Below are 23,681 nucleotides of genomic sequence, written 5' to 3' on the forward strand. Positions count from 1 at the left end.
CTCAGCCGTGGGCCGGGTGCACCACCGCCATCCATATCGGCTCGCTGCGATCGAGCATCACCTGCAGGGCCCGGTTCACCTCGGCAAGCGGGAAATGGTGCGTAATCAGCTCGTCCGCGCCGAGCCTGCCCGAACCCAGCAGTTCCAGCACCGCATCGGTATCCGACCGGGTGCAGGCGCGGGTGCCGACGATCCGCCAGCATTTCTGCATGATCTCGGCAATGGGCATGGCCAGCGGCGCGGTGCTGCCTCCCATGTGGACCAGCGTGCCGCCCAGCGCCAGCGCGCGCACCGCCTGCACCGTGCCGGGTCCGCCGGGAAAGTAGTCCAGCACCGCGTCCGCGCCATCGGGCAGCAGCTCGCGCAGCCGGCGGGTGAGCCCCTGGTTGTCCGCCCAGTCGGCTTCCAATTCCTCCAGCGCGAGCAGTTCGACCGGCAGGTCGCCCGCCAGCGGCCGGAGCGCCTCCAGCCGTTCGCGCGATCGCGCCACCAGCACGAGCTGGCGCGCGCCGTAGAACCTGGCGAGCTTGATGCTCGCGGTGCCCATGGTGCCGGTGGCGGCGGTGATGACGAGGCGCCCGGGCTCGGGAATCGCGGCGCACTTGAGCGCACGCACCGCATTGGCCAGGTCGTGCACCTTCGCGCCCACGTCGAAGTTCACGTTGTCGGGCAGGACGTCGACCAGCCACGCGGGCACGCGCGCGTACTCTGCCAGCCCGCCCTCGTGATAACGCGCGTACAACTCCATCTTGCCGGTGCCGAAGGCGGCGTGGCCGATCATGCCGGTTTCGGCGCACAGCTGCTGGCGATCGGTGCGGCAGTAGACACACTGACCGCACGACAGCATGGGATGCACGCGCACCCGGCGGCCGACCAGCGCGCCGGCGGCCTGGGCGCCGGCCGCCACCACCACGCCGGCAATCTCATGGCCGGGCGTGGAAGGAAGATGCTTGAAGCGGCCGCGTTCGAGCAGCTTCATCATGCCGGGGGCGATGCCGGCGGACATCACCTTGACCACGACGTCCTCCGGGCCGGGTTCCGGTACCGGCAACCGTTCGAGGCTCAGTTCAGTCGCGCCCCGGTGGGCCCGGGCGGCAAGCATGGTGGTCATATCGCTACCTTCTTCATGGCTGGCGACGCAGCGCGTCGATGTCTTCGGGGGTCAGCCGGGCGGCCTGCCGCGCGGCCTTGGCCACCTGCGGAATGGGGCGGGCGGAAACCAGCGACAAGTGCGTGCTGGGCGCCGCATGGATACTGGCAAAGGCCACCGCGCGGGGAATCCGGACAAAGTCGCCGGGCTCGAGGTGCAGCACGCCGCGCTGGGTCACGAGGGTGCGCGTGCCCGACACCTGGTACTGGATCTCTTCCGCGTTGCGCAGCCGGCGATAGGCGTGCCCGGTCGAGGCATCGGCGGTCGTCTGCCCGATCATGATCTCGGGGCTGCGGTACAGCCACACGGTAGCGGCGGCGTCGCCGTCGGGCCGCAGCACTTCCAGCCGGTCTTCGGTCTCGTCGGCATGGGCCAGCAGCAATTGCTCGTCGACCGGCGCGAGGGCGACATCCTGGCCGGGGCCGGCCACGCCCTCGGTGACCAGTTCGTTGATAGGCGCCGGCGCCCAGCCTGGAAACGGCGGAATCCGGGCTTCCGAGCGCCGGTCCACGGGCCCCAGGCGCTCGACCGGGCCAGGAACGTAGAACAGCAGATGGACGTCGCGGCGGCCATAGTTATCGTGGGCCACGCCGTCGGGCAGCAGCGCGAACTCGCCCGGCGCCACGTCGACGCTGCCGAGCTCGGTCATGATGGTGCGCTCGCCGCAGACCTGGAACGAGATCTCGTCCACCCCGCAATTGCGATGGTAGAAAGGCTGGCGCGCATTCATCGTCTGCCATTCGATGCGCACCGCCGCGCTCTCGTAGACGCCGCGCGGCGGCACGAACGGCTGGTCGACGTAGTCGGGCGGGAAATGCACCGCCTCGATCGGCGGATAGTCGCGGGGAGGACGCCCGCGGCCGGGCAAGGGCTCGGCCAACAGCAGTTCCTCGCGCCGCCGCAGCTTGCGCGGCGGCGCATCGAATGGGAAGGCGTCCAGGTATTCGTGGACTTCAGGCACGGCGGTCTCCTCGTTTCTGCCATCCATGCGCGGCATGCCCGCCGCTGCAGGGATTCAGGCCAAAAGGCCTGCCTCGCGGTAGTAGCGCTGCGCGCCCGCGTGCAGCGCGATGGGCGGACGAGCCATTCTGGCGGGCTCGAGCGGATACGACAGCGGACTGCGCTGCGCCGGCAGGTGGCGGTACTGGCGTTCGATGGCCGCGCGCGTCTCCACCAGGCACCAGGTCAGCAGATGGGCCACCTCCTCGTCCATGTCGTCGCGCACCAGCACCAGGAAGTCCGAGAAGTCGAGGGCATCGAGCGGCGTCTCGAGATTCTTCCAGTATCCGGCCGGCAGCCGATTCGCCGGAAAACCGTGCGCCTCGCGCAGCCGCGCCAGCGCGCCGGCCTCCGCCGCCAGCGGCACCGCCTGGCCGGACTCCACGATCTGCGCCCACCAGGGTGTCATGATGGCTTCCTGCAGGACGGCGTCCACCTCCCCTGCTTCCATGCGCGCCAGGCTGTCCCGCGGGTTGGTGTCCTCGACGTAGGCGCCGCCCCAGGCGGACAAGGTCGCCTCGTCGATGCCGTGCGCCTGCATGAAAAGACGGGCCACATAGCCGATGAAATTGGTGCCGTCGTTGCGCGAGGTCGCGATGCGCAGGGCCGGCTTGCGGCGGCGCAGCTCCTCGAACGAACGAATGCCGAGCTCGGGCTTGAGCGCCAGCACCATGCGGTCGTTCTGCGGCAGCACGGCCAGCGAGCGCAGGTTGGGCGCGGCACGGCCCTGGAAGATGCCTTGGCCGGTCAGCGCCGCCGGCATCAGCATGGCCGGCGTCACCAGGCACAGATCGACCTCGCCGTCCTGAACCAGGTCGATGGCTTCGATGCCGCCCCCACGGATGCTCCAGATGGCCACCCGGCTCTTGGGACCGGTGCGCTTGCAGAACTCCTCGCACAACCAGGAGCAGATGCGGTGGAAATTCGCCTGCCCCCAGTCGCCGACGAAGCGCAGGTGGTAGGAGCGGGATAGAGCGGGTTGCATGGCGGATCCCCTATTCGACCTTGACGTTGGCGTCCTGGATCACCTTGGCCCAGAACGCGTTCTGCTCGCGCACCAGCGCCGCGAAGGCCTGCTGGTTGCTGTCCACCGGCTCGAAACCCAGCTCCAGGAGGCGGGTCCTGATCTCGGGGCGCGCCAGCACCTTCTGCACCGAGGCGGCCATCTTGGCCGTCAGCGCCGGCGGCGTGCCGGCCGGCACCAGCAGGCCGCCGAATCCCACCACCTCGAAGCCGCCGTAGCCCGACTCTTTCATGGTCGGAATGTCCGGACTGATGGGCGAGCGGGCCGATCCGGTGCTGGCAAGAATGCGCATGGTGCCCGCCTGCACGTGCGGCAGCAGATCGGAATACGAGGCGAACACGCTGGAGATGCGGCCCGCCGCCACGTCCATCACGGCCGGCGGGATGCCGATATAGGGAACGTGCAGCATGTCGATGCCGGCCTGCTTCATCAGGATGACCATGTTCAAGTGGGGGGTCGAGCCCTGACCGGGACTGGAGAACGACAGCGTCGAACCGGGCTTCGCCGCGTACGCGGCGAATTCCTTGACGGTCTTGGCCGGCAGCCCCGCGTTCACCCCCAGCCACAGCTGGGCGTTGAAAAGCTGCGCGACCGGCGCGAAGCTCGATACCGGGTCGTAGCGGGCGCTGCGCAACAAGTGCGGTGCCTGCACGAAGGGGGTCGTGCCCAGCAGCATGGTGCGGCCATCCGGCGGCGCCTTGGCGACATGGGCCGCGCCGATGAGGCCGGATGCGCCGGCGCGGTTGTCCACCACCACCGGCACGCCCCATTCCTTGGAGAGCGGCTCGGCCACCAGCCGCGCGGCGTTGTCGAACGAGCTGCCGGCCCGGCCGGAAACCACGATGGTGACGCGCCCGCCGTCGAACGGCTCGGCGGCCGCCGGCCCGGCGCCGGCCAGGATCGACGCGACGCAGGCGAGCGCCGGCAGGCAGGTGCGCGCGAAGCTTGCGCGCCGGCGCGGACCGGCGCTCGGAATGTTCGGTTTCATGACTGTCTCCCCCTCTCGTTCCGGGTAGGTTGTTGTGCGAATACTGTGATGCCGGCAAGAAGAGGTCAAACAGAATTCTCAACAGTTGAGACGCCCGGAGATGCCGATGCCGGAGGATTCCATGGGGGTAAACGAGCCTGGATATCCGAACAGGCGTATCGTTTCCGCTAACGCATCCTGGAAACGCGCTTTGAACAACTCTGCTCCCCTGCGCCGCCCCGGCGGCGGCTTCGCCACCCTGCGCACGCTCCTGCCCTATTTGTGGCCGGCCCACGCCCCCAACCTGCGGCTGCGCATCGTGGCGGCCGTGGCCCTGCTGATCGCCGCCAAGGTCGCCAACGTCTACGTTCCCATTTTCTACAAGTCCGCGGTCGATACGCTGGGAGGCACCGCCGGCGCCGCGCTCGCCATCCCGATCGGCATGATCCTGGCGTACGGCGGCGCGCGCGTCCTGACGCTGGTGTTCTCGGAACTGCGCGATGCGGTATTCGCGCGCGTGGCCCAACACGCCATCAGAGTAGTCGGGCTGCAGGTCTTCCGGCACCTGCACGCGCTGGCGCTGCGCTTCCATCTGGCGCGGCAGACGGGCGGCCTCACGCGCTCCATCGAACGCGGCACCAAGGCCATCGATACGCTGCTGTCCTACATGCTGTTCAATGTGCTGCCCACGCTGTTCGAGATCGGCCTGGTGACCATCATCCTGTGGCGCATGTTCGACGTATGGTTCGCGCTGGCGACCTTCGTCACTGTCACGCTGTACATCGCCTACACCCTCGTCATCACCGAATGGCGCACGAAGTTCCGGCGCCAGATGAACGAGACGGATTCCGAGGCCAATACCAAGGCCATCGACAGCCTGCTCAACTACGAGACCGTCAAGTACTTCGGCAACGAGGAACACGAGGCGCGGCGCTACGATCATGCCCTGGACCGCTATGAGCGTGCGGCGGTCAAGAGCCAGGTTAGCCTGTCGCTGCTCAACATCGGGCAGGCCGCCATCATCTCGGTCGGCCTGACCGTGGTGATGTGGATGGCGGCGCGCGGCATCGTCGCCGGGCGGCTGAGCATCGGCGACTTCGTGCTGGTCAACGCCTACCTGCTGCAACTCTACCAGCCGCTCAATTTCTTCGGCTTCGTCTATCGCGAAATCAAGCAGTCGCTGATCGACATGGATCGCATGTTCGAACTGCTGTCCGAGGACCGCGAGGTCGCCGACCGGCCCGGCGCGCCGGCGCTGCAGGTAGGCGGCGCCACGGTGGAGTTCCGCCACGTGGTGTTCGGCTACGATCCCCGCCGCCTGATCCTGAAGGATGTCAGTTTCACCATTCCGGCCGGCAAGACGATAGCGGTGGTCGGTTCCTCTGGCGCGGGCAAGTCGACGCTGAGCCGCCTGCTGTTCCGCTTCTACGACGTGAACGAGGGCGCCATCCTGATCGACGGCCAGGACATCCGCGAGGTCACCCAGGCCAGCCTGCGCGCGGCCATCGGCATCGTGCCGCAGGACACGGTGCTGTTCAACGACACCATCTACTACAACATTGCCTACGGACGGCCCGGTGCCACGCAGGCGGAGGTCGAGGAAGCCGCGCGGCTCGCGCACATCCACGAGTTCATCCTGGCCATGCCGGACGGCTACCAGACCGTGGTGGGTGAACGCGGGCTGAAATTATCGGGAGGCGAGAAGCAGCGCGTCGCGATCGCCCGCACCATCCTCAAGCGGCCTGCGGTATTGGTTTTCGACGAAGCCACGAGCGCGCTGGACACCCACACCGAGCGCGAGATCCAGACCAACCTGCGGGAGGTCAGCAAGGGGCGCACCACGCTTACCATCGCGCACCGGCTGTCGACCATCATCGATGCGGACGAGATCATCGTGCTGGATGGCGGGAAGGTGGTGGAGCGGGGCCGCCACCACCAGTTGCTGACGCTGAACGGCGCCTATGCCGCCATGTGGAAGCGGCAGCAGGAAAGCGCGGGCGATGGGGAGGAACTCAAGCCCTACCGGGCGGCCGTAGAGACGTCCTGAAGGGTCGTTACGCGTAGCGGGCGGGATGCAATCCGGGGAGCGGGGCCCTTCCAGCCGACCTGCGCGGCACCGTCAGGCCGCGGCGGCGTCGTCCAGCGTCGCCCGCAGCGCCGCCACCAGCGCATCGGTGTCGCGCGCCGCGAGCTTCTGCTTGTCGAACAGGTTGCTGCCCATGCCGACGATGTCGGCGCCGGCGCGGAAATAAGCGGCCATGTTGTCGCGGGTCACCCCGCCGGTAGGGCAGAACAGCGTGTCGCGGAACACCGCCTTGAGCGCCGCCAGGTGGCCCGGCCCACCCGTATCGGCCGGAAAGATCTTGACCACGTCCGCGCCCGCCGCACGGGCCGCGATGATCTCCGTGGGCGTGAACGCACCCAGCATGCTCAATGCGCCGGCGGCGCGCGCCAGCTCGACCAGCGGCGGCACGACGCCCGGCGAGACCAGGAAATCGGCACCGGCTTCGAGGGCGGCGCGGGCCTGCTCGGCATCCAGCACCGTGCCGACGCCGACCAGGACATCGGCACGGCCCGCGAGCTCGGCATCGGCGCGTACCGAGCGCAGCACCCCCAGCACGTCGGGTATGGTCCAGGTCAGCTCTATGCCGCGGCAACCCGCGCGCAGCGCGACCTGGGCGGCATAGAGGGCGGTGGCGGCATCCTGGTAGCGCAGCACGGGAATCAGTCGGGCCGAGCGCAGCACCGCCCAGCGCTGTTGGGGAACGGGATCGTTCATCGTGGTGGTCCGGTCACTCACTTATAGTCAGGAGGCTAACACGGCGTCCGGCGACGTCCTGTAAAAGGCGGCAACACGACGGCTCATCCCCGGGCCGACGCGGTCGTCGCGATGGGCGGCCGGGCTTTCCACACCAGCATGCACACCAGGCCCATGCACGCCCCCGCGCCGGTCACCGCGTACCACCCCCCATGCGCGTAGGCCCACGCCGAAACCAGCGATCCGGCCGAACCGCCGATGAAATAACTCGTCATATAAGCCGCCGTCAGCCGGCTGCGCGCCTCGGGACGGATCCGGTAGATGGCGTTCTGGTTGCTGATGTGCACGGCCTGCGCGGCCAGGTCGAGCAGGATCACGCCGGCCACCAGCAGCAGCACCGACACCTTGGCGAGCGCGAGCGGGAGCCATGATGCGAGCATGATGGCCAGGCCGTAGCGGGTCGCCACCTCGCCCTTGCCGCGGTCGGCCAGCCGGCCCACGCGCGCCGCGGCAAGGGCGCCCGCCGCGCCCGCCAGGCCGAACAGCCCGATGGTGAAGGTCGAATACTCGAAGGGCGGCGCGGACAGCAGGAAGGCGAGCGACGTCCACAGCATCGCGAAACCCGCGAAGGTAAAGGCGCCGAGCAGCGCCCGCGTGCGCAGCACCGGTTCCTGGGCGAACAAGGCGGCGATGGAGGCGATCAGCCGCCCGTAAGGCATGCCGGCCGCCTGCACCGGATGGTGGGGCAGCGCCCGGCGCATCACGAACGCCAGGATCGCCATCAGCACCGCGGCGAACCAGTACACCGCGCGCCAGCTTCCCATCGAGGCCAGCGTGCCGGCGAAGGTACGCGCCAGCAGGATGCCCAGCAACAGGCCGCTCATCAGCGTGCCGACGACCTTGCCGCGCTCGTGCGGCGCGGCGAGCGTCGCGCCGAAAGGCACCAGCACCTGGGCCACGACCGAGAACAATCCCGCCACGGCGGTCCCCGCCAGCAGGACCGGGAGGCTGTCCGCCATGGCGCTGGCGCACAGCCCGGCCGCCGCCAGCAGCGTCATGACGAAGATCAGGTTGCGCCGGTCGAACAGGTCCCCCAGCGGGACCAGGAAGAACAGCCCGACGGCATAGCTGACCTGCGCCGCCGTCACGATGGAACCCGCCGCCGGCACCGACAGGCCTAGATCGCCGGCGATGACGTGCAGCAGGGGCTGGGCGTAGTAATTGGCTGCCACGGTCACGCCGGTGGCGATGGACATCAGCCAGACGAGGCCGGGGTTGAGGTTGCCCGAAGATGCGGTATTCGTGTTCATTGCGGATGGACGGCTCCTTGCCCTGCATTATTTCGCACCGGCCATCCATGAATCCAATGCATAATTTTCATTCTTTTCATCTTTTTTCAAGATAGATCGGCGGACGGCAGGGCGATGCGATGAATCTCAGGCAGATCGAATATGCCATCGCGGTGGCCGAGGAAGGCAGCTTCACTCGGGCGGCTCACCGTTGCCACACGGTGCAGTCCGCGTTGAGCCACCAGATCGCCAGGCTCGAAGAAGAATTGGATGCGCGGCTGTTCGAACGGACCTCGCGCAGCGTGCGCCTGACTCGCGCGGGCGAAGCCTTTCTGGCGGCGGCCCGGCGCGCCCTGGACGCCACCGGCCGCATCGCCGCGGAAGTGGCGGCCGCGCAAGGCGAGATCCGGGGCACGCTGTCGGTGGGTACGATCTCGACCCTGACCGCCATCGACCTGGTGGACGTCCTGGCGAAATTCCATGCCCGCCATCCCCAAGTGGACATCCGGCTGAACGTAGGCATGAGCGAAGCCCTGCTCGACAATGTGCGCGAAGGCCGCGCCGATTTCGGCTTCATCGGCCTGTGGCCGAGCGCGCGGCTCCCTGCGGTGCAGTCGCGTCTGCTGGCGGAGGAAAAGCTGATGGCGTTGCTGCCGCCGCGGCATCCGCACGTTGGGCGCAGATCGATCGCGCTGGCCGAACTGGCCCGGTTTCCGCTGGTAGACTTCTATGCGGGAAGCAGCGCGCGGCGACAGACCGACGAAGCCTTCGGCGCCGCCCGGATCGAACGGCGCGTGAATTTCGAGGTCGACCATATCGACCTGCTGCGGCAGATCGTCCGCAAGGGACTGGCGCTAGGGCTGGTGCCGAGTTCGCTGGCCGCGCAGGCCGGCGGCTTGCCGAGCGTGCCGATCACCGACGCTCCTCGGCGCCGCGTCTATGCCATCTGGTCGAGCACACCGAGTCCCGCGGCGGCAGCCTTCCTCGCGTTGCTCGAGAGCCATTTTCCAAGCCATACCGATACCGACCATGCAAGAACTCGATAGACCCCTGGAAACCGTCATCGTCCGCGTCACCGGCAAAGTCCAGGGTGTGGGCTACCGCCTGGCCACGGTGCGCCGCGCCCATATGGTGGGCGTGGGCGGCTGGGTACGCAACAATGACGACGGCTCGGTCGAGGCGCTCGTGCAGGGCACGCCCGACCAGGTCGACCAGATGCTCGAATGGATGCGCCAGGGCCCGCCCCAGGCGCGCGTGGACGAGCTCACGAGCGAACGCCAGTTCATCGACCGCAGGTTCGCCCGCTTCGAGCAGCAGTGATCAGCCGAGCTTGACGTTCACGTTCTTCGTATAAGTGAACTCGAGCAGCTCGGCAAAGCATTCCTCGCGGCCGATGCCCGACTGCTTGACGCCGCCGAACGGCGCGCCCAGGAAGTGCTGGCTGGTGTTGTTGATCCAGACGTAGCCGGTGGCGATGCGCCGGGCGGCCCGGTGCGCGGTGTTCAGGTCGCGTGTCCAGATCGACCCCGTCAGCCCGAACTCCACGCCGTTCACCTGCTCGAACAGCGTATCCTCGTCGCGCCACTTGAAGACGGACAGGATGGGGCCGAACACTTCTTCGCGCGCCAGCCGCATGTGCGGCTGCACGTCGGCGAAAACTGTGGGCTCGAAGAAGAAGCCACGGGCCAGTGCCGGATCGGCCGGCCGCTTGCCGCCGCATACCAGCCGCGCGCCCTCCTCCAGCGCGGAGGCGACGAACCCCTCGACCTTCTGCAATTGCGCCCGGCTCACCAAGGAACCCATGGTGGTTGCCGGATCGGTCGGGATGCCGGGCTTGTGGCGCTGCGGCAGCAAGGTCGCCACCGCGTCGAGCACCTGGTCGTGGATGGACTCGTGCAGGAAAACCCGGCTGGTGGAACCGCAGCTCTGGCCCGACCAGGTGAAGTTCATGCCGCCGATGATGCCTTGCGCCAGCTTGTCGAGGTCGGCATCCGGATAGGCTATCAGCGCATTCTTGCCGCCCAGCTCCAGCAACACCGGCTTGAGATCCTTGGCCGCGGTTTCCATGACGGCCTTGCCCGTCGGCACGCCGCCGATGAGCGTGATCTTGCGGACCAGCGGATGCCGCGACATCGCATCGCCGCACTCCCGGCCGCCGCACAGGAAGTTCACCACGCCGGGCGGGAAGATGTCGCCGATCAGTTCGGCCAGCCGGATGATGGACAGCGGCGCCTGGTCGGGCGCCTTGACCACGACGGTGTTGCCGGCCGCGAGCGGCGCGGCGATGCGCAGCGCGGCGAACATCAGCGGATGGTTGTAGGCGACGATGCGCGCGATCACCCCCATGGGTTCCTGCACGGTGTAGTTGAGATTGCCGTCCCCCATGGGAATGGTCTCGCCTTTCACCTCCGTGGCGAGGCCGGCGAAATACTCCAGGCCATCGGCAGCGAAGCCGGCGTCGTGGAGCAGGATGGAAACCGGGTTGCCGTTGTTGAGGGAGTCGAGCTGCGCCAGCGGCAATGCATGCTCGCGCAGCACCGCGGCGGCGCGGCGCAGGTAGTCGGCACGGCGGGCCGGCGGCGTGCTGGCCCAGGCGGGGAAAGCCGCATGGGCGGCGCGCACCGCGGCGTCCACGTCGGCCGCGCCCGCCACCGGCGCCTGGGTAATGGGTTCGTCGTAGGCGGGATTGATGGTGTCGGCATATTCGCCGGACCGGGGCGCATGCCAGGCACCGCCATAATACAGGCTGCGCTGGGCGGGAAGAATGCCCTCCGGGATTTCATGAGCACGCATGGAAGCTCTCCGCGAAATGGATGGCTAGTGATTGGAGCGGGTCAGGCCGGCCGTCATGGCGGGGTTGTAGCCGGGCTGCACGATCGCGTCGACCACGACGATGCCGCCCTCCCGGACCGCGGCGACGGCTTCGGTCAACGCCCGCTCCAGCTCGGTAGCATGGCGCACCGGCCCGATGCCGGTCAGGCCCTGCGCCCGCGCGATCGCCGCCAGGTCGGGCGCCGGCTCGTCGATGCGCTGGCCGATCCAGCGGTTCTCCACCGGGCGGCCGCGCTGCCGCGCCACGCGCTCCTGGTGGATCTCGTCATTGAAGAACGAGTGGTTGTTGCAGACGATCATCAGCATGGGGATGCCGGCATTGGCCGCGGTCCAGAGCGCGTTGGCGCCCATCATGTAGTCGCCGTCCCCGATCAGCGCCACGGGCAGCCGGCCGCTGCCCTTGAGCGCGAGCGCCGAGCCGATCGCCATGCCCGGGCCCGATCCCACCCCGCCCCCGCCGTCGTAGCCGATGAAGTCCAGGGGATGCCTGAAGTCCCACAGATCGCCGCTCCAGCTCAGCGGCAGGCGCATCAGGCAGGTGGGCGCATCGCCCACGACCTTGCGCAGGACGGCCGCGACAGTCGGCACCGTCATGGGCGCCGCCGGGTCCTCGGGAATCGCCGGCCGGGCCACGGGCGCGGCCGGCGGCGGGGGCGTGCGTCGAACGGCGACGTGTTCGTTCAGCAGCGCCACCGCCGGCTCGGGCTCGGACAGCAGGAACAGGTCGACCGGAGGCAGTCCCTGGTGATCCATGCTCCAGCCATTGTGGCTGTAGTGATCCACCGACACCTGGATGACACGGCTGCCCACCGGTTCGCTGCCCCACGCCTGCTTGAGCGTGCCGGCCAGGTCCAGCCAGTCCAGGCTGAGGACCACGTCGGCCTCGCGCAGCACTTTTTCCGATTGCGGATTCAGGAACATGCCGCAGGGCGCGGCGTGCAGCGGATGATCGGTGGGAAAGGCCGCGCCCACGCGCAGGTCCGTCAGCACCTGCGCCTGCAGCGTTTCGGCCAGGCGCACGCGCTCTGCCCAGCCCTCTTCCGACCGGGAGACCCGGCCCGCCAGGATGACGGGCCGCTTCGCCTTGGAAAGCCAGGCCGCGGCCTGCCGTATCTGCTCGTCGGCCGGGCGGGCGGGAGGAGGCGGCAGATAGCGGGCGGGGTCGGGCAAGGCGTAGTCCTGCTCGCAGCGCGCCTCCTGGAGCGAAGCGTCCAGGCATACGTAGACGGGCCCCTGGGGCGCGCTGGTCGCGATCTGGCGCGCGCGCAGCAAAGCCTCGAGCGCGGCCGGCACGGAGGCCGGCTGGGCATCCCACTTGACGAAGTGGCGGACGAGCGCGCCCTGGTCCTGCGCGGTGTGGATCCAGTCTATCCACGGACGCCGCTTGGCCGCGTCCACCGGACCGGTGGCCCCGAGAATGATCACGGGCGCGCGGTCGACCCACGCGTCATAGATGGCCATGGACCCGTGCATCAGGCCGACGTTGGCGTGCAGCGCCGCACCCAGCGGCTTGCCCGTCACCTTGGCGTAGCCGTGCGCGATGGCGACCGCGTGCTCCTCGTGCAGCACCACGATCATCTGCGGCTGGCGGTTGCCCAGGTGGTTGACCAGGCTGTCGTGCAATCCTCGGTAGCTCGAACCCGGGTTCAGGATCAGATAGGGGATGTCCAGTTCGCGCAGCATGTCGGCGATCCTGTCGCTTCCCCAGACGACGCCGTCGTCGTTCCAGGCTTGCGGTTCGTCGCGTCGGACCAGCGATTCGGTCGAGGACTTCATGGTGTTTCCTATGAGCAATGAACAGGGAAGGGGATGGGTCGGAAGGAATCAATCGACCCGGATGTTGGCGCGCCTGATGACCTCGGCCCACCGCTCGCGGTCCGTGACCATCATCCGGTCGAATTCGGCGGGCGTGCTTGTCGCGGCTTCTATGCCTTGCTCGCTCAGCTTGGCCTGTACTGCGGGCAGCTTGAGCGCCCGGTTCAGCTCGCCGTTGAGTTTCTGGATGATGCCGGGCGGCGTGCCCGCGGGCGCGATCAGGCCGATCCAGATGTCGCTCGCGAAGCCCGGCACCTTCTCCGCGATAGTGGGAACCGAAGGCAGGTATTGCAGGCGCTTGCCGCCGGTCACGCCCAGCGCCTTCAGGCGGCCGTTCTGGATGTAAGGCAGCGCCGAGTTGATCGGGCAGAACATCACGTCCACCGTTCCGGCAAGCACGTCGACCAGCGCGGGGCTCGACCCCTTGTAGGGCACGTGCGTGAGCTGCGTGGAGGTAAGCGACTGGAAAATCTCCGCCGACATGTGCTGCGGGCTGCCGGCCCCGGCCGATGCATAGGTCAGCTTGGTGGGCGCGGCCTTGGCCATCGCCACGAGCTCCTCGATCGACCCGGCCTTGAACTGGCCGGGCACGACCAGCGCCATCGGCACCGTCGCCATCAAGCCGACGCCGGTCAAATCCTTTTGCACGTCGAAAGGCAGCTTGGGATAGAGCGCCGGATTGACGGCCACGGTCTGGTTGGGCGCGATGCCCAGCGTGTAGCCGTCAGGTTTGGCCTTGGCCACCTGGTCGGTGCCGATGTTGCCGGCGGCGCCAGGCTTGTTCTCCACCACGAAGGGCTGGCCGAGCGTTTTCGACATTTCTTCGCCCAGTACGCGCGCCAGCACGTCGTTCGATCCGCCCGGCGGCAGCGGCACGATGATGCGGATGGGCTTGCTGGGGTAGTCGTCGGCATGGACGGCCTGGACGGCGCAGCAGCCACCGACGAGCGCCGCGACCAGTGCCGCTTGATGGGAATGCTTCATCATGTCTCCTCGCTGTGGACCCGCACCGCGACGCACGGGGGCGGGTCGCGGCGCGGGCCGGTTTGTTGGCGGGGGCCATGATAGGAACTGGCGTCCGGAGGTTCAATCTTGAATGTTGAATCAACTCACTCAACCTTGAATGTTGATTCAACATATGAACGGACATGGAAATGAAAAAAGGCCGCCGCCCCGTTTCCGGTGGCGACGGCCCGCCGCGCGAAGAACGGCGCCTTGGCGGCGCCTCCCGCTCAGCGCCCCTTGAATACGGGCGCGCGCTTCTCGATGAAGGCGCGCATGCCTTCCTTCTGGTCTTCGCTGTCGAACAGGCGCTCGAAAGCCCGGCGCTCGATGGCCAGGCCCGCTTCGAGGCTGGAATCGGCGCCCAGCCGCACGGCATCGCGAATCGCGCGCACGGCCAGCGGCGGCATGGTGCAGATCTGCCGGCCGATGGCCAGGGCGCGCTCGAGCGCCGTACCGTCGGGCACCAGTTCGCTCACCATGTTGGAGTGGTAGGCCGTCTTGGCGGGAATGCGATCGCCGGTCAGCGACCACAGGAGCGTCTTGTACTTGCCCGCCGAACGCAGCAGCCGCTGCGTCCCGCCGCCGCCGGGGATGATGCCTACCTTGATTTCGGGCTGGCCGAAGCTGGCGCCCTCGGCCGCGATGATGATGTCGCAGGCCAGCGCCAGCTCGCATCCGCCGCCCAGCGCGAATCCCTCCACCGCGGCGATGACAGGCTTGCCCAGCGTGCGCAGCACGTGGAACACCTGGTCCCCGCCCTGCAAGGCGTGGTCGGTGGGACGCATGGTCGACATCTCGACGATGTCCGAGCCGGCGACGAAATAGCCTCCGGCACCCGTCAGCACGATGCAGCCGATGGCCGGATCCTGTTCCAGCTCGCGCAGGTTCCGGATCAACGTGGCCTTGACCTCGGCATTGAGGGCATTCTTCCGTTCGGGACGGTCGATGACGATGACACCGACGCTGTCGTGACGCTCTTGGCGCACCGGCGCCTTGTTCTGTTGGGCTTGACTGTCAGACATGGGAAGCAAATCCAGTTGGCGATGAAAGCGCAATCGGCTGCGCGTTGGGAAAGACCCGCCGGGCAGTCTCCACACCCCCGGGCCCGACGTATCGAGAATAACAAAACCTGCGCGGCGGCGGCCGCGGACGGGGATCAGCGGCCGAGCAAACGCGCCGTCTCTTCAGCCGTACGTCCCGCATCGATCAGATGCATGAGGCGATACGTCCGGCATTCCGGCTCCCCCCAATCCCCTTCCAGCGCCCGCACCGCGGCATCGATCGCCTCTCGGTGGCGGACCAGCCATTTTTCCTCCTGCGCTTCCACCATGACCACCAGCATGCTTTCCGCATCGGCGCGCGCGGGCGCCTGCAAGCCGGGAACCGCCGGCGCCGCCGTATCGCAGGCGCCCGCGTGCACCCCGGTCAAGCCGGGAAGGCGGCCCAGCGCCAACGCGAGCGCCTCCCAGGACTGACGGCCCGGAGGCCGGGCCGACGTGGAGCGCAGCACGATCGTCTGCACCGCGGCGCCTACGCCATCCGCACGCGTAAAAACCGTGCGGCATGGCGCGCGGAAGAATTTTCCGAAGAACGGCCGCATGCGGTTGGTCCAGTCCGAACGATGGGACAACAGACGCAGATAGGCATCGGAATACATGGCATCGATGGATGCCAGTTCATACAGCGTGAAATAGGGCAGGTCGGCATCCTCCCGGTTCACGTAGCGGCGCGCCCGCGTGATGCCCGGCATCGTGAGGCGTTCGGGCACGTGCTCCACCGAATGCCAGACGTTGTACTCATCGTCGTGGGCGGGATCGAAGCCGTTGAACAGTGCCAGGAATGCGGTGCCAGCCAATGCCATTTGTTTCTCGGGAAGAATGGGAACCACCAGCGACTATGCGTGTTTTGAACAGGGCCTGCAACCCGGCTGCCGGTTCGCCGTGCCTTTTCCGCACGCCGCCTTGCCGATACTGCACCGGCACCGGCCCGGCCTGGGAACGCCGCCCGCCGGCTGGTACAGTGTCCCCGGATCTATCGCACGTAGGCACGCCATGAACCGACTGTCTTCCCTCGTCGTGGTGCTGGCCCTGGCCGCCATCGGCACCGGCCTCTACCTGTGGCTGCGGCCGCCGGCCGCCCCGCAGGCTCCCGTCGTGGAGAACCCGCCGCCGATCGTGGCGGAGCCCTCCGAGCCCCCCACGCCGCCGGCCCCCGAACCGGAAATCCAGCATCCCATCGAACCGCCGCCCGCGGCGGAAACGCCCGAACCCGCTGGGCCGCCGGACATTACCGTGGCGCTGACCGGTCTCCTCGGCCGGGATGCCGTGCTGGCTTTCTTCAATCTCGATCACTTCATCCAGCGCGCGGTGGCGACGGTGGACAATCTCGCGCGTCCGCATGCGCCGCCCGCCGTCTGGCCGGTCAATCCGACCAAGGGCCGCTTCACGGTGGACGGCACGGCGCCCGAGGAACGCATCGCGCCGGCCAACTACGCCCGCTACAAGCCCTTCGTCGCCGCCGTGACGGCGGTCGACACCGGCAGGGCGGTCGCGCTCTACAAACAGCTCTACCCGCAGTTCCAGAAAGCCTACGAAGAACTGGGCTATCCGCGCAGCTACTTCAACGATCGCCTGGTGGCGGTGGTCGATACGCTGCTCGCCACGCCGGACCCGGCCGAGCCGCTGGCCGTCAACCTGCCCGCGGTCAAGGGCCCCAAGGAATTGCAGCGTCCCTGGGTGCGCTATGAATATTCCGATCCATCGCTGGAATCGCTGACCTCCGGGCAGAAACTGCTGCTGCGCATGGGCCCCGACAACCGCCGGGCGCTCAAGGCCAAGCTGGCGGACTTCCGGCGCCGCATCGCCCAGCCGGCCCACCCCTAGCGAACGGCGTCCCGCCGCTGCGCGGCGGCATTCCCCGGAGCCGGCCCAGGCCCCGGGGCGGCCGGCGGGATCCCGCCCCACGGCCCGGCAACCAAGGCGCTCAGCCGGCTAGCAACGCGCTCCGCCAGCGGAGCTTGGTTTGCAATGACCGCCCCATTGGTGTAAACCCTTAGCCCTTTCGAAACGGCCTTCTGGTTCGAATGCCGGCGCCCGTCGGCAACAACTCGACACACTTGCACGGTTCCGTTGCGCTAAGGCCGAGCTACGGTACTACCTGGAGCACGCGCGCCGCCGTGCGCCGCAGTGTGGGGACCTTCACCGCCAGCCGGTCGATCGAAAGCTTCTACACAGGAATCAAACATGGCATCGCTAAAACTCAAGGTGAACGGGGCAGAGCACTCCGTCCAGGCAGAAAAAGAAACCCCGCTGCTCTACATCCTGCGCAACGACCTGAACCTGAACGGACCGAAATTCGGCTGCGGGCTGGGCGAGTGCGGCGCCTGTACGGTGTTGATCGACGGCAAGCCGGCGCGCTCCTGCCTGATCCCGGCTGGCAGCGTGCAGGACCAGCCGGTCGTCACGCTGGAAGGCCTGGCCAAGGGCGATGCCCTCGATCCCGTGCAGCAGGCTTTCATCGAAGAAAACGCCGCCCAGTGCGGCTACTGCATCAACGGCATGATCATGGCCGCGCGGGCGCTGCTGGACCGCAATCCGCGCCCCACGGTGGATGAGATCAAGCAGGCGCTGGCCTACAATCTGTGCCGCTGCGGCACCCACATCGAGATCATCAAGGCGGTGCAGCGGGCCGCCGAACTGCAAGGCAAGGCCGCGCCCATGACGGCCGCCATGGCGGAGGGCGCGCAATGAAGACGACATCGCACGCCCCGCGCCTCTCGCGCCGCCAGTTCCTGGCCGCCACCGGCAGCCTCGCGGTCACTTTCACGTTCCCCGCCCTGGTCAAGCGCGGCATGGCCGCCGCCGGCCCGGCCACCGATGCCGGCTCGCAACTGGTGGACAAGACCCTCGTCTCGGCCTATGTGCAACTGATGGCCGACGGCACCGTCCGCGCCTGCAACGGCCACGTCGACCTGGGCACCGGCATCCGCACGGCGTTCATGCAGATCGTTGCCGAAGAGCTGGACGTCGGCATGAGCCAGGTCACCATGGTGCTGGGCGACACCGACGCGACGCCCAACCAGGGTCCGACCATCGCCAGCAACTCGGTACAGGCGTCGGCCGTGCCCATGCGCAAGGCCGCGGCGCAGATCCGGCAATTCCTGCTGGAAGAGGCGGCGCGCCGCCACAACGTGCCGGTCTCCTCGCTCGTCACCCGCAACGGCCAGGTACTGCGCGCCAGCGGCGAGCGCCTGGCCTCCTACGGCGAACTGATCGAGAACAAGACACTGTCGGTGCCGCTGGCGGCCGACGTCCCGCTCAAGCCGGTCTCGGAATACACCATCGTCGGCAGCCCCGTGCCGCGCGTCGACATTCCCGCCAAGGTCGCCGGCAAGCTGACCTACGTCCACGACGTGCGCCTGCCGGGCATGCTGCACGCGCGCATCGTACGGCCGCCCTACCTGGGCCGCGACTCGGGCAGCATGGTGGCCACCAGCCTGGAATCGGTGGACGAATCCTCGGTGGCCAAGGTGAAGTCCCTGGTGAAAGTCGTCGTCATCAAGGACTTCGTGGCTGTCGTCGCGCGCCGCGAGGAAGACGCCATCCTGGCCTCGCGCCTGCTGAAGGTGAAATGGAAGGCGCCGCCGGCGCTGGGCTCCATGGCCTCGCTCACCGACGCGCTCGCCTCCCAGCCTTCCAAGCAGCGCCCCCTGGCCAGGAAGGGCGACCCGGACAAGGCCCTGGCATCGGCCAAGAACACGGTGAAGGCGACCTACGTGTGGCCCTATCAGATGCACGGCTCCATCGGCCCGTCCTGCGGCGTGGCCGACTGGAAGGACCAGAAGCTGACTGTCTGGAGCGGCAGCCAGAACCCCCATAACCTGCACAGCGACATCGCCAAGATGCTCGACATCCCGGAAGACCGCATCCGCGTCGTGCGGATGGAGGCCTCGGGCTGCTACGGCCGCAACTGCGCCGACGACGCTTCGGCCGATGCCGCGGTGCTGGCGCGCGAGCTGGGCCAGCCGGTGCGCGTGCAATACATGCGCGAGGAAGAGCACGCCTGGGAGCCCAAGGGTACGGCCCAGACCATGGACGTGCACGGCGGCGTCGCCGGCTCCGATTCGCTGGTCTATCGCTTCAGCACCCGCTATCCCTCCAACGGCGCGCCGCTGCTGGCTTCGCTGCTGATGGGCAAGGAGAAGGCCGAGGCCACGGTGTTCGAGATGGGCGACCGCACCGCCATCCCGCAGTACCGCGCCTCGGACCTCGACATCGTGGCGCTGGACATGGCGCCCATCGTGCGCGCGTCGTGGATGCGCGGCGTGGCGGCGCTGCCGAACGTCTTTGCGCACGAGTCCTTCATGGACGAACTCGCGGCCCGGGAAGGCGCCGACCCGATCGAGTTCCGCCTGCGCTTCATGGAGGATCCGCGCCCCATCGCGCTGCTCAAGGCGGTGGCCGAGAAGGCCGGCTGGCAACCTCGCAAGGCGCCTGCCGAGCGGCCCGCCAAGGGTATCGTCAAGGGCCGCGGCGTGGCCCAGCACCAGTACGTGCACGGCACCTTCCCCGGCGTGGGCGCCTCGTGGTGCGCCTGGGTGGCCGACGTCGAGGTCGACCTGGATACCGGCAAGGTACGGGTGACCCGCGTCGTGGCGGGCCAGGACTGTGGCCTGATGATCAATCCCGACGGCGTGCGCCACCAGGTGCAGGGCAACGTCATCCAGACCGTCAGCCGCACGCTGAAGGAAAGCGTGAGCTTCGACCAGAACGGCGTCTCCAGCCTGGAGTGGGGCGCCTATCCCATCCTCAAGTTCACCGACCTCCCGGAGATCGACGTGGTGCTGATGCCGCCCAACGGCAACCCCCCATTGGGATCGGGCGAATCGGCGTCCGTACCCGGACCGGCCGCCATCGCCAACGCGATCTTCGATGCCACCGGCCTGCGGCTGCGTGAAGCGCCGTTCACGCCCGAACGTGTCCGCGCGGCGCTCGCCGCCGCCCGCAAGGAGGTGAAATAATGAGCCGCGCCGCCAAGTGGTTGCTGACCATCGTGATCCTGCTGGTCGTCGTCGCGGCCGGCGCAGCGCTGATCGCGCATGAGCCGGAGATCCCCACCGCGACCGTCGACCCAGGGCAATTCCCCGAAGAACAAGTCCGGCGCGGACAGGAAGTGGCCGCCGCAGGCATGTGCGTCGTCTGCCATACCGCTCCGGGCGGGCAGGCCAACGCCGGCGGGTTCCACATGGAAACGCCCTTCGGCGTCATCGTCTCGACCAACATCACGCCCGATACCGAGACCGGCATAGGCGGATGGTCGTTCGAGGCCTTCGAGCGGGCCATGCGCCGCGGCATCGCCCGCAACGGCACGCATCTCTACCCGGCTTTCCCGTACACCTCCTTCACGAAGATGACCGACGAGGACATGCGGGATCTCTACGCCTACATGATGAGCCAGCCGCCGGTCCGCAACCAGCCGGAGGAGACCCATCTGCCGTTCCCCTTCAACCAGCGCGTGCTGATGGCCGGCTGGAACCTGCTCTTCCTGGACCGCGATCCGGTGGCCAAGGTGGCCTCCGAGTCGGAGGCCTGGAACCGCGGGCAATACCTCGCGGTGGCGCTGGGACACTGCAGCGCCTGTCATACGCCCCGCAACGCGCTGGGCGCCGAAAGGGGCGGAAAGGACTACCTGGGCGGCGGCGAAGCCGAAGGCTGGATCGCTCCGGCGCTCAATGGGTCCTCCAAGGCGCCGATACCGTGGACCGAACAGGCCTTGTTCGACTACCTGCGCTCCGGCTACTCGGACCAGCATGGCGCGGCCGGCGCGTCCATGACCCCGGTGGTACGCGTCGGCACCTCGCAGATCGCCGAGTCCGACACCCGTGCGCTGGCCACCTACATCGCCAGCCAGATGGCCGGGGCCGGCCAGGGCAAGACCGGCCCCACGCCGCCGCAGCGCGAGGCGGCGGCGCAGGCCGCGGTCGCCACCACCGACACGCTGGGCGCCCGCATCTACGCCAATGCCTGCGCGGCCTGCCACCATCCCGGTCCCGGCGGACCCGACCTGTTCGGCGCCCAGCCGCCGCTATGGCTGTCCACGTCGTTGAACCTGGACCAGCCCGACAACGTGATCCGCTACGTCCTGAACGGCACCCAGCACGATGCGGGCAACCCGCGGGGCGGCCACATGCCGGGCTATGCGTATGCACTGAATGATGCGCAGGTCGCGGCGGTGGTGCAGTTCATGCGCGAGTCCTTCACCGATCAGCCGGCCTGGAACGGCGTGCAGGATGCGGTGAAGCGCATACGCGAGGAATATCCGCTGGCGCTGCAGGGCAGGGCGCAATGACGGCGACCCTGGGCCAAGGGGCCTTCGGCGCGTAGTGCGCCGTTCGCGCCGGAACACGGCCCCGCGGGCTCATGACAACGGGCGAGCCTCGATCGAGGCTCGCCCGTTTTGCCATTCACGGAGCGCGGTTGAAATGCGCCGGCGTATTTTCCTGGCGGGCGGTCAACCCGCCGTGGCGGCCTGCGCCGCCGACGCCTCGGCGGACGCCGCGATGCGGCTGGCCCGTTCGGCGGCTTCCGCGGCCAGCAGGCGATCCAGCACGACGCGCGACTGCACGCCGCCGGAATCGATGTTGAGCTTCAGGATCTTGCGGCCCGGGTTCTCGGACAGGTTGCGCTGCTGCGCCTCCAGCATGTCCAGGTCCTCGGCGAAGATCTTGCCCTGGCCCTCGCGGATGGTGGCCGTGAGCTGTTCGTCGTTGGGCTTGAAGTTGCGCGCCATGCCCCAGAAGTACCAGATCGAGGTCTCGGTCTCGGGCGTGATGAAATCCACCACGATGCTGGATGCCTTGTACTCGGGCGGCGCGTTGTAGCCGCCCTTGCCCGCGTGCGCCACGCCCACCTCGATCAGCACGTGGCTGGGCGGCGTGAAGCGGCAGATTTGCCAGCGGTCGCACAGGACGTCGTCGGCCAGCCCGTTGCCGCGCAGCGCGGCGGCCCAGAACGGGGGCGGCTTGATGTTCTCCATGTGGCGGCTGGTCACGACCTCGTCGCCGATGGTCTTGGTGGACGGGGCCGACTCTTCGATCTCCGCCTGGCCGATGCTGCTGGCGTGGACGTAGGTCTCATGGGTGAGGTCCATGAGGTTGTCGATCATCAGGCGATAGTCGCAATGGATGTGATACAGCCCGCCGCCATAGGCCCATTCCGGACTTTCGGCCCATTCCAGGTGATGAATCTTGGCCGGATCGGCCAGCTCCGCGTCGCCCGGCCATACCCAGATGAAACCGTAGCGCTCGACCGCGGGGAAGCTGCGAATGCTGGGGAAGGCGCGCACGCGCTGCCCGACCATGCCGGCACAGGTTCCGTCCGGATTCATGCGCAGGCCGTGGTAGCCGCAGACCAGCTCGCCCTTGTCGACGAAACCCAGCGAGAGGGGCGCGCCACGATGCGGGCAGAAATCCTCGAGCGCGGAAACGGCGCCGTCCTTGCCGCGATAGAAAACCATGCGTTCGCCGCAGATCTTGCGGCCCAGCGGCTTTTCGGCGATTTCGTCTGGGGTACAGGCGACGTACCAGGTGTTCTTCAGGAACATTGTCTTTCCTCCGGGGCCCCATCCTGTCCGAGTAGCTGCGCTAGGCGGGCTGAACCAGGCCAATCATCAAATCTGTATACAGGTTGATTTTGCTCTCTATTCAAATTTGACGAAACTGCGGGAAAACCCCTAGATTAAGCCTCGTGATTGAAGAGCCGCGAAGGCTGATCTGAATAATCTGTATACAGGTTTGTCGTGTCGATCCCCTAAGCAGCGCAGGAACCGGCAATCTCCCCGCGTATCGCGAAATACGGATGCGCCATGGCCTCCTCCATGCTCAGCACCGGCGTGACGCAGCAATCGACGGACTCGAGCAGGGCGTTCCACTCATCCCTGCTCTTCCCGCGAAAAACCCGTTCCAGCTCCTCGCGCACCCTGGCCGACTCCTCTGCGCCCGGCGCCAGGCCCCGGCTCCAGTGGCACGGAACCAGGTCGGGGCGCTGCAAGGCCTCGCACAGCGCCGCCCAGAACTTGAATTCCAGCGCCCCCACGGCCAGGCTGCGGCCATCGGCGCAGCGGTAGACGGCGTAGCAGGGCGCACCGCCCGTCAGCAGTCCCCGGCCCGGTTCGCCGGCGCGGCCGTGGACGTTGACCTCGGCCAACGCCAGCACGTGATGCGCGAAGGCCGCATCGGCCAGCGCCACGTCCACGTGGCGCCCGGCGCCGGTGCGGCCGGCCTCGATCAACGCGGCCAGGATGGCGGTGGCGGCCGCCTGCGCGCCCAGCGCGTCGGACACGGGCAGCCCGGGCAACGCCGGCAGGCCGTCCGCGACGGCGTTCTGGTGCAGCACGCCGGACAAGGCCAGGTAGTTGATGTCGTGGCCGGCTCGCCGCGCCAACGGCCCCGATTGCCCATAGCCCGTGATCGAGCACAGCACCAGGCGCGGGTTGGCCGCATGCAATGCGTTCCAGCCGAGTCCCAGGCGCGCCAGGGTGCCGGGCCGGAAGCTCTCGACCAGCGCGTCGGCGTCCTGCGCCATCGCCAGCAGGGTGTCGCGTCCTTTGGACGTCTTCAGGTCCAGCGTGGCGTATCGCTTATTGCGGTTGACCGCGAGAAAGACCTCGGATGTCCCGCCGCGCGCCGGACCCATGCCGCGCGCGGGATCGCCCGCGGGATCCTCGATCTTGGTCACTTCCGCGCCCAGGTCGGCCAACCGGCGCGTGGCCATGGGGCCCGGCAAGAGGCGCGTCAGGTCGAGGATGCGCAGGCCCGCCAACGGCCCCGCCGCTTGCGCGCCCAT

Annotated in this window: 20 protein-coding genes; 7 read left to right on the forward strand and 13 right to left on the reverse strand. The window is 68.2% G+C overall.

Annotation, left to right across the window (positions count from 1 at the left end; genetic code table 11):
- Window position 1: 1 nt before the first annotated feature.
- From CDO44_RS01530 to CDO44_RS01545, 4 genes are read right to left on the reverse strand one after another with little or no spacing between them, the layout of a single operon-like run.
- On the reverse strand, window positions 2–1,111 hold the full coding sequence (locus CDO44_RS01530; protein WP_087778359.1) for a zinc-binding dehydrogenase: 1,110 nt from the start codon (window positions 1,109–1,111) through the stop codon (window positions 2–4).
- A 13-nt stretch (window positions 1,112–1,124) separates the two neighbouring features.
- Window positions 1,125–2,111 (reverse strand): hypothetical protein, encoded by a 987-nt coding sequence (locus tag CDO44_RS01535; RefSeq protein ID WP_087778430.1) that lies wholly within the window; start codon window positions 2,109–2,111, stop codon window positions 1,125–1,127.
- A 54-nt stretch (window positions 2,112–2,165) separates the two neighbouring features.
- On the reverse strand, window positions 2,166–3,134 hold the full coding sequence (locus tag CDO44_RS01540; protein ID WP_087778360.1) for a TAXI family TRAP transporter solute-binding subunit: 969 nt from the start codon (window positions 3,132–3,134) through the stop codon (window positions 2,166–2,168).
- A 10-nt stretch (window positions 3,135–3,144) separates the two neighbouring features.
- The gene (locus tag CDO44_RS01545; protein ID WP_087778361.1) at window positions 3,145–4,161 is read right to left on the reverse strand and encodes a tripartite tricarboxylate transporter substrate binding protein; all 1,017 of its coding nucleotides are present in this window, start codon (window positions 4,159–4,161) and stop codon (window positions 3,145–3,147) included.
- 121 nt (window positions 4,162–4,282) lie between these two features.
- On the opposite strand from CDO44_RS01545, the gene CDO44_RS01550 reads away from it, so the two are divergent.
- Window positions 4,283–6,187, forward strand: coding sequence for an ABC transporter ATP-binding protein/permease (locus CDO44_RS01550; protein WP_087778431.1), 1,905 nt, complete (start codon window positions 4,283–4,285; stop codon window positions 6,185–6,187).
- A gap of 72 nt (window positions 6,188–6,259) precedes the next feature.
- Here the strand turns inward: CDO44_RS01550 and CDO44_RS01555 are convergent, their stop codons facing one another.
- Together CDO44_RS01555 and CDO44_RS01560 are read right to left on the reverse strand one after the other, a co-directional pair.
- A complete protein-coding gene (locus CDO44_RS01555; RefSeq protein WP_087778362.1) occupies window positions 6,260–6,919 on the reverse strand; it encodes a bifunctional 4-hydroxy-2-oxoglutarate aldolase/2-dehydro-3-deoxy-phosphogluconate aldolase in 660 nt (219 codons plus the stop codon).
- A gap of 83 nt (window positions 6,920–7,002) precedes the next feature.
- Window positions 7,003–8,208, reverse strand: coding sequence for an MFS transporter (locus CDO44_RS01560; protein WP_087778363.1), 1,206 nt, complete (start codon window positions 8,206–8,208; stop codon window positions 7,003–7,005).
- A gap of 119 nt (window positions 8,209–8,327) precedes the next feature.
- Between CDO44_RS01560 and CDO44_RS01565 the strand changes: the two genes are divergently transcribed.
- On the forward strand, window positions 8,328–9,233 hold the full coding sequence (locus tag CDO44_RS01565) for a LysR family transcriptional regulator (protein ID WP_087778364.1): 906 nt from the start codon (window positions 8,328–8,330) through the stop codon (window positions 9,231–9,233).
- Window positions 9,217–9,507: an acylphosphatase gene (locus CDO44_RS01570; RefSeq protein ID WP_087778365.1), complete on the forward strand. Its 291-nt coding sequence runs from the start codon at window positions 9,217–9,219 to the stop codon at window positions 9,505–9,507. The genes CDO44_RS01565 and CDO44_RS01570 overlap by 17 nt, the downstream gene beginning before the upstream one ends.
- On the opposite strand, the gene CDO44_RS01575 is transcribed toward CDO44_RS01570, so the two are convergent.
- From CDO44_RS01575 to CDO44_RS01595, 5 genes are all read right to left on the reverse strand, one after another.
- Window positions 9,508–10,980, reverse strand: coding sequence for an aldehyde dehydrogenase family protein (locus CDO44_RS01575; RefSeq protein ID WP_087778366.1), 1,473 nt, complete (start codon window positions 10,978–10,980; stop codon window positions 9,508–9,510). It abuts the gene before it with no gap.
- A gap of 24 nt (window positions 10,981–11,004) precedes the next feature.
- On the reverse strand, window positions 11,005–12,795 hold the full coding sequence (locus CDO44_RS01580; protein ID WP_087778367.1) for a thiamine pyrophosphate-binding protein: 1,791 nt from the start codon (window positions 12,793–12,795) through the stop codon (window positions 11,005–11,007).
- Between the two features lie 48 nt (window positions 12,796–12,843).
- Window positions 12,844–13,821: a tripartite tricarboxylate transporter substrate binding protein gene (locus CDO44_RS01585; RefSeq protein WP_233145992.1), complete on the reverse strand. Its 978-nt coding sequence runs from the start codon at window positions 13,819–13,821 to the stop codon at window positions 12,844–12,846.
- A gap of 245 nt (window positions 13,822–14,066) precedes the next feature.
- Entirely contained in the window at window positions 14,067–14,861 is a 795-nt protein-coding gene (locus tag CDO44_RS01590) for an enoyl-CoA hydratase-related protein (RefSeq protein WP_087778432.1), read from the reverse strand.
- Window positions 14,862–14,995: 134 nt separating this feature from the next.
- Window positions 14,996–15,700 (reverse strand): hypothetical protein, encoded by a 705-nt coding sequence (locus tag CDO44_RS01595; protein WP_087778369.1) that lies wholly within the window; start codon window positions 15,698–15,700, stop codon window positions 14,996–14,998.
- Between the two features lie 190 nt (window positions 15,701–15,890).
- Here CDO44_RS01595 and CDO44_RS01600 point away from each other — a divergent pair, with 190 nt between their 5' ends.
- The 4 genes from CDO44_RS01600 to CDO44_RS27945 all read left to right on the forward strand — a co-directional run bounded on the left by CDO44_RS01600 (window position 15,891) and on the right by CDO44_RS27945 (window position 21,186).
- Window positions 15,891–16,721 (forward strand): DUF3014 domain-containing protein, encoded by an 831-nt coding sequence (locus tag CDO44_RS01600; protein ID WP_087778370.1) that lies wholly within the window; start codon window positions 15,891–15,893, stop codon window positions 16,719–16,721.
- Between the two features lie 360 nt (window positions 16,722–17,081).
- Window positions 17,082–17,588 (forward strand): (2Fe-2S)-binding protein, encoded by a 507-nt coding sequence (locus tag CDO44_RS01605; RefSeq protein ID WP_087778371.1) that lies wholly within the window; start codon window positions 17,082–17,084, stop codon window positions 17,586–17,588.
- On the forward strand, window positions 17,585–19,858 hold the full coding sequence (locus CDO44_RS27940; RefSeq protein ID WP_233145993.1) for a molybdopterin cofactor-binding domain-containing protein: 2,274 nt from the start codon (window positions 17,585–17,587) through the stop codon (window positions 19,856–19,858). The genes CDO44_RS01605 and CDO44_RS27940 overlap by 4 nt, the downstream gene beginning before the upstream one ends.
- A complete protein-coding gene (locus CDO44_RS27945) occupies window positions 19,858–21,186 on the forward strand; it encodes a cytochrome c (protein WP_233145994.1) in 1,329 nt (442 codons plus the stop codon). The genes CDO44_RS27940 and CDO44_RS27945 overlap by 1 nt, the downstream gene beginning before the upstream one ends.
- A gap of 162 nt (window positions 21,187–21,348) precedes the next feature.
- Here the strand turns inward: CDO44_RS27945 and CDO44_RS01615 are convergent, their stop codons facing one another.
- Both CDO44_RS01615 and CDO44_RS01620 read right to left on the reverse strand, forming a co-directional pair.
- Complete coding sequence (locus tag CDO44_RS01615) at window positions 21,349–22,440, reverse strand: aromatic ring-hydroxylating dioxygenase subunit alpha (RefSeq protein WP_087778372.1); 1,092 nt, start codon at window positions 22,438–22,440, stop codon at window positions 21,349–21,351.
- Window positions 22,441–22,646: 206 nt separating this feature from the next.
- Window positions 22,647–23,681 (reverse strand): CaiB/BaiF CoA-transferase family protein, encoded by a 1,035-nt coding sequence (locus CDO44_RS01620; protein WP_087778373.1) that lies wholly within the window; start codon window positions 23,679–23,681, stop codon window positions 22,647–22,649.

The sequence above is a fragment of the Pigmentiphaga sp. NML080357 genome, assembly GCF_002188465.1.
Lineage (GTDB): Bacteria > Pseudomonadota > Gammaproteobacteria > Burkholderiales > Burkholderiaceae_B > Pigmentiphaga.